The organism is Pseudomonas sp. OV546 (assembly GCF_900116845.1).
GTDB classification, from domain to species: domain Bacteria; phylum Pseudomonadota; class Gammaproteobacteria; order Pseudomonadales; family Pseudomonadaceae; genus Aquipseudomonas; species Aquipseudomonas petroselini.
This window is the reverse complement of sequence record NZ_FPCE01000021.1, coordinates 60,880-67,204: the sequence shown is the minus strand read 5'-3', so window position 1 is coordinate 67,204 and position 6,325 is coordinate 60,880. Positions and strand designations below refer to the sequence as shown.

At 58.8% G+C, this 6,325-nt stretch carries 6 protein-coding genes; 3 read left to right on the top strand and 3 right to left on the bottom strand.

The genetic code is table 11. The features are described from left to right. Window positions 1–344 precede the first annotated feature (344 nt). Window positions 345–1,232, top strand: coding sequence for a threonine/homoserine exporter RhtA (gene rhtA, locus BM403_RS29760; protein ID WP_012723308.1), 888 nt, complete (start codon window positions 345–347; stop codon window positions 1,230–1,232). 164 nt (window positions 1,233–1,396) lie between these two features. After that, on the top strand, window positions 1,397–1,678 hold the full coding sequence (locus tag BM403_RS29755) for a hypothetical protein (RefSeq protein ID WP_016980214.1): 282 nt from the start codon (window positions 1,397–1,399) through the stop codon (window positions 1,676–1,678). 158 nt (window positions 1,679–1,836) lie between these two features. Here BM403_RS29755 and BM403_RS29750 read toward each other — a convergent pair whose 3' ends face one another. The 3 genes from BM403_RS29750 to BM403_RS29740 form a co-directional block, all read right to left on the bottom strand. After that, window positions 1,837–3,645 carry an aminopeptidase P family protein gene (locus tag BM403_RS29750; RefSeq protein WP_046036545.1) on the bottom strand — a complete coding sequence of 603 codons (1,809 nt, stop codon included), beginning with the start codon at window positions 3,643–3,645 and terminating at the stop codon, window positions 1,837–1,839. A gap of 49 nt (window positions 3,646–3,694) precedes the next feature. Then, complete coding sequence (locus tag BM403_RS29745) at window positions 3,695–4,855, bottom strand: cysteine desulfurase family protein (RefSeq protein WP_012723305.1); 1,161 nt, start codon at window positions 4,853–4,855, stop codon at window positions 3,695–3,697. Between the two features lie 233 nt (window positions 4,856–5,088). After that, entirely contained in the window at window positions 5,089–5,358 is a 270-nt protein-coding gene (locus BM403_RS29740; RefSeq protein WP_064052260.1) for a hypothetical protein, read from the bottom strand. Window positions 5,359–5,758: 400 nt separating this feature from the next. On the opposite strand from BM403_RS29740, the gene msuE reads away from it, so the two are divergent. Beyond that, window positions 5,759–6,322 carry an FMN reductase gene (msuE, locus tag BM403_RS29735; protein WP_093546696.1) on the top strand — a complete coding sequence of 188 codons (564 nt, stop codon included), beginning with the start codon at window positions 5,759–5,761 and terminating at the stop codon, window positions 6,320–6,322. The last annotated feature ends 3 nt before the right edge of the window (window positions 6,323–6,325 follow it).

Below are 6,325 nucleotides of genomic sequence, written 5' to 3'. Positions count from 1 at the left end.
TCGACCGAGAGGATCGAAACGTTAATAGAGCCAAACAACACCGCTCTACCAACTCCTTCTGGGCTTCGATGAACTGAAGCAACTCGCTGTCGAATTCTGCGTAACTCTTTGTTTACCAAGGATTTTTCCGTTTCGACTGCGCCGGAAGTGGGGCGAATTATAGACTTCCAGAATCTGCCGTCAACCCTTAATTTGCTTTTTCTATCAAAGGACCTGAAAACCGCCAACATGGCCCCTTAGAGGGTGTCGGAAAGGATAATTGAGCACTATATTGCTCAACAGCAAACACTTAAGCATCATAGCGCCCACGCTTCTATCAATATGACCTCGGACAAACACTTCCAATGACCACCTCCCCCCGCAGCCTGGCCTCGACATTGTTCCCCGTCGGCCTGCTGTTGATCGCCATGGCTTCCATCCAGTCCGGCGCCTCGCTGGCCAAGAGCATGTTTCCTATCGTCGGCGCACAAGGCACCACAGCCCTGCGTCTGATTTTCGCCAGCGTTATCATGCTGCTTCTCCTACGTCCTTGGCGCGCCAAGCTGACGGCCAAATCCCTGCGCACCGTCATCGTTTATGGGATGGCACTGGGTGGCATGAACTTCCTCTTCTATATGTCCTTGCGCAGCGTGCCTCTGGGTATTGCGGTCGCCCTCGAATTTACCGGGCCGCTTGCCGTAGCCATCTATGCCTCTCGACGCGCAGTAGACTTCCTGTGGATTGTCCTCGCAATTATCGGCCTTCTCCTCCTCATCCCCATGGGGGAAGCCAGCAGTGGCATCGACTTGCTCGGTGCTGGTTACGCGTTGGGGGCTGGTGTCTGCTGGGCGCTCTACATTCTATATGGGCAGAAAGCCGGTAATGACAACGGCGTCCAGACCGCCGCTCTTGGCGTGATGATCGCCGCATTGTTCGTCGCGCCTATCGGCATCGTCCATGCGGGCAGCGCATTGCTGACGCCTGCCTTGATCCCGGTCGCGATCGGCGTCGCCATTCTGTCCACGGCTCTGCCTTACACGTTGGAAATGGTGGCACTGACGCGCCTCCCCGCCCGCACCTTCGGCACGCTGATGAGCATCGAACCCGCTTTCGGAGCTGTTTCCGGCCTGCTATTCCTACATGAGCACTTATCCATCGCGCAGTGGCTGGCAATCACCTGCATCATTCTGGCCTCCGTAGGTGCCACAGTGACGATGCGCAGCGAGTCAAAGCCGTTGGTTCCCGCGGATTGAATTCTGTTTGAATGTAGCTCTGGCATTTAGCACGCATTTAGGCCATGTTTAAGCCGCAAACGAATGTCATTCATGGAGAGTTTCGACAAGGACAGCGCGAACGCTACACCCGAGAGCGAGTAGAGCCTGCCTCTAACATTGCGAGGCGGCTATTAAGGATAGGAATGAAGCGAATTTTGATACTGTTAATGGTCATGGCCATTGCTGGCTGCGCCGCGACCACCAAGACAGAAGTAAAACGTGGCAAAAAAGGGCTGCATATCAACTGTTCCGGCCTGTCCTCTTCCTGGGACCAGTGCTACACCAGTGCAACCAACTCCTGCGGCGCCAAGGGCTACCGGGTAATCGCAAAGTCCGGTGACAACTCCGAGGAACCAGGGGATTACCCCTTCGGCCTCAACCCTGCGGGCTACACCAGCCGCAGCATGATCGTCATCTGCAAGTAATCGCTCGAGCAGTCTCCCTGACTGCTCCTATTAAACGCCAGATACACATTCGGCCCTTCATTGACGCCAATCCATGCGGTATCGGCGACAGCCGGCCCCAGGCGAGGGCGTCGACTCTATGGCCGACGCCCTCGCCCAGGCTCCTGAACTGCAGCCGATCAGATAGCGGCAGTGCGTACCTGCAACCACTCCAGCGCGGCACCGCTGAGCAACGGGCTCAAACGCTCACGCACGTGCGCGTGGTAAGCGTTGAACCACTCACGCTCATCCGCCGTCAGCAGCGACGGTTCCAGGCAACGGGTATCGATCGGACACAAGGTCAGGGTTTCGAACTTGAGAAACTCACCGAACTCGGTCTCGCCCGCTTCGCGGTTCAGCACCAGGTTCTCGATGCGCACGCCCCAACGGCCCGGACGGTAAGTGCCCGGCTCGATGGAGGTGATCATCCCCGGCTGCATGGCCGTTTGCGGCGCGGTGGCGGCCTGATAGGCAATCACCTGCGGACCTTCATGCACATTGAGGAAATAGCCTACGCCATGCCCGGTACCGTGGCCGTAGTCCACGCCTTCAGCCCAGATCGGCGCGCGGGCAATGGCGTCCAGCAGCGGCGACAGAATTCCCTTCGGGAAATGTGCACGGGACAAGGCGATCACGCCCTTGAGTACGCGGGTGCAATCACGCTTCTGCTCGTCACTCGGCGTACCGATAGGCACCATCCGCGTGATATCCGTGGTGCCGCCCAGGTACTGGCCACCTGAATCGATCAGCAACAGGCCATCACCTTCGATCAGCGCATGTTCTTCTTCAGTGGCGTGATAATGCGGCATCGCGCCATTGGCGTTATATGCGGCGATGGTGTTGAAACTCAGCGACACATAACCGGGGCGACGGGTGCGTGCCGCAGTCAGGTGCTCGTCAATGGTCAGCTCGGTGATGCGCTCGCGGCCCAGTGCACTGTCCAGCCAAGCGAAAAATTCGCACAGCGCCGCGCCATCCTGCTCCATTGCTTGGCGGATATGCTCCGCATCGGCCAGGCTCTTGCGGGACTTGGCCAATGTCGTCGGGTTGAGTCCTTCGACCAGCTTGACGCCCGCATCGAGGTTTTCCAGCAAGCCCGCAGTGACGCGAGCCGGGTCGACCTGCAAACTGGCGCCTGCCGGTACCGCGCGCAATGCGCCAGCCACTTCGCTGTAGTCGCGCAGCGTCACGCCATCTTGCTCCAGCACGCCCCGCAGTTGCGCATCGACTTTGCTCAGCGCCACAAACAGCGTGGCCTGCTGCTGATTGATCAAGGCAAAGGACACAAACACCGGGTTGAACGAAACGTCTCCGCCGCGCAGGTTGAACAGCCAGGCGATGTCATCCAGGGTGGCGATGAAGTGCCAATCGGCGCCCTTCTCTTTCAAGGCGGCGCGCAGTGAGGCGAGTTTTTCACCACGGCTGACGGTGGCTTGCGGTGGCAGGTGCTGATAGATCGGTTGGTTCGGCAACGCCGGGCGGTCTCGCCAGACTTCATCCAGAAGATCGATATCAGTACGCAAGCGCGCACCACGCTCCGCCAACTTGCCGCCTAGAGTGCGCGCCGAGGCCACGGCCATCACCGCACCGTCGACCGCAACGACACCCCCTTCCGGCGTTTGCTCGGCCAGCCATTCCAGCGGACCGGGTTGACCCGGCTGCAGCTTGACCAATTCGATGCCGCTGCCCTTCAGCTCCTTGCTCGCCTGTTCCCAGTAGCGGCTATCGGCCCACACACCGGCGAAGTCCGCGGTGACAATCAATGTCCCCACCGAACCATGAAAGCCCGACAACCATTGCCGCCCCTGCCAGTAACCCGGCAAGTATTCGGACAAGTGCGGGTCGGCCGACGGCACCAGCAGGGCGTGAATGCCCTCGCGGCTCATCAGTTCACGGGTATGCGCCAGGCGCTGGGGTACCGTTCCATGGGTCAAGGGCTGCGTACTCATTGTGTCTCCTGCTAACCACGAATAATTATTATGTGTTGCGATAAATGAATCAGACCGCCCAGAACGCCGGTGCACTGGCAAGGGTCGCTTTGATCAACTGCACAGCCTGATCGATATCCTGCTCGGTGGTAAACCGGCCCAGGCTCAAGCGAATGGTACGGCCGGCGCTGCGTGCATCATGGCCCAAGGCAAGCAACACATGAGACGGCGTATTGCTCGCCGAATTGCAGGCGGACGTCGCGGAAAACGCGATCCCCGCACTCAACGCAGCGGCATTGAATTCGCCTTCACTGAAGGTGAGGCTCAGGGTGTGTGGAATACGTTGTGTAGCGCTGCCATTGAGGCGCACGCCGGCAATCGATTCCAACTGATCAAGCAGGCGCTGGCGCAAGGCAACGATCACGGCTTTTTCTTCAGCGAACGACGCCGCCGCCAAGGCGAACGCGGTGCCCATGCCGGCAATCTGATGAGTCGCCAACGTGCCGGAGCGCAGGCCGCCTTCGTGACCGCCGCCGTGAATCTGCGCCAAGACTTTCTGCTGCGCCCGTGGCCCGACATACAAGGCGCCGATACCCTTGGGGCCATACAGCTTGTGCGCCGAAAACGACATCAGATCCACCGGCCACTGCGCCAGGTCGATCGCCACCTTGCCCGCGCCCTGCGCCGCATCCACATGCAGCAACGCGCCGTGTTCACGCACGCGAGCGCCAATGGCCGGGATGTCGTTGAGGGTGCCAAGCTCGTTATTCACCAGCATCAGCGACACCAGGAAGGTGTCCTCGCGCAGCGCTTCGCTGACCGCCTCGACGCTGATCAACCCATCGGCATCCGGCACCAGGTAGGTCACGGCTACGCCAGCTTCCTGCAGTTGCCGCGCGGTATCCAGGGTGGCCTTGTGTTCGATCTGGCTGGTGATGATATGCCCACCCGCCACGCCCCGCGCCTGGGCCACGCCCTTGATCGCAAGGTTGTTGGATTCCGTGGCGCCGGAGGTCCAGACGATTTGTTCAGGTTGGGCACCGACCAGCTCGGCCACCTGGCGACGCGCCTGTTCAACCGTTTGCCGGGCTGCTTGGCCGAACGCATGGGAACTGGACGCGGGGTTACCGAAATTGGCATTGAAGCCCAGGCACTCGACCATCACCTGGATGACCCGCTCATCCACCGGTGTGGTGGCGGCGTAGTCGAAATACAGCGGACGTTTATTCATGACGTTAGAAACTCGCAGAGCAGGTTCCCGAGAGCAGCGTCTCAGGGGCACGGACCGGGACAGAGGTTCTCAGGTTTAACCGATCGAATGCCATTAAAGAAGGACCACTTTATGTAAATGTGCGTAGGAACGCTCCTGAAATTCAGCTTAACAGGCTGAAGTCGCCCAATGGCAAACAAAAAGCCCGAGGTTTCTTAAGGGAAACCTCGGGCTTTTTGTCGCCAGGCGCGAACTCAACTCGGACGACCGTGCAAGGTCACGCTGCGCTCGGCATTCATTTCACCTTGGCGATCAAAGCCGAAGGGTTTCTGTGGCTGGCCGGTCAGTGCGGCGCGCTGCTGTTGGTATTCATCAAACGACAAACCACGGCGGCTCAATGCTTCCAGGGCCAACTGTTTGGTTTCTTCCGCCGTGTAGGGACGCAATTCAGGTGAAGGATGGTTCGCACATCCGGCAAGGACGGAGCTGACAATCAATAAGGAAACAGCGAGGAATCGGTTCATGGCGGTAGCCCTGCAAAGGAGGTTTCGAGTCAATGAACACAGGCTACTCCCGCCCCTGCACGGTGAAAAATCACCTCCCGTGATAGTTGCTATCAACCGCTTAAGCACCTTCGATAGCTCCACCTTTATATTTCTTTACGATCTATAAATATGGAAATACGTTCATTTACGGAATAAAACTAACCCTCTATAAATGTCGCTACACAGCGACGGCACTGTTGCCCACGCAACTGTTGCTCACCCAACAGCCATTCAACAAATCACCAGGCAGCCAACAGCAGCAGTTTTCAGCAGTGAGCCTGCAACCCACGCCAATCAAGGCCTGCACCCGTTGGTACAGCTCTTGCTCAACAGGTTGCAACCCACCTGCTATGAACCACTGTTGAAAAAGGAACTGTTCATGACACGTCCACTGAATGTCGTTGCCCTCTCCGGCGGAACCTGGCGTCCGTCCCGCACCCTGGTGCTGACCCAGGCTGTGCTGGCTGAACTGGCCACGTTGCTGCCGATCCAGACCACCCTGATCGAATTGGGCGACATCGCCCGGCCGCTGGGCGGCGCACTGTCGCGCGATGAACTGCCCACTGAAGTCGAAGCGCAACTGTTGGCAATCGAACAGGCCGACCTACTGATCGTCGCCGCACCGGTCTATCGCGGGTCCTACCCAGGCTTGCTCAAGCATTTGTTCGACCTGATCGGCCTCAATGCGCTGATCAACACACCGGTATTGCTCGCAGCCACCGGCGGCAGCGAACGCCACGCACTGGTCCTCGATCATCAGTTACGACCGCTGTTCAGCTTCTTCCAGGCGCTGACCCTGCCGATCGGCGTCTACGCCACCGAGGCTGACTTCACCGACTACCAGATAACCAGCGAACTCTTAAAAGCCCGTATTCAACTCGCGGCAGAACGTGCAGCGCCTTTGTTCGCTGCGCACTCCCCCTCTCTGCTGAAAATTGCGTAAGGA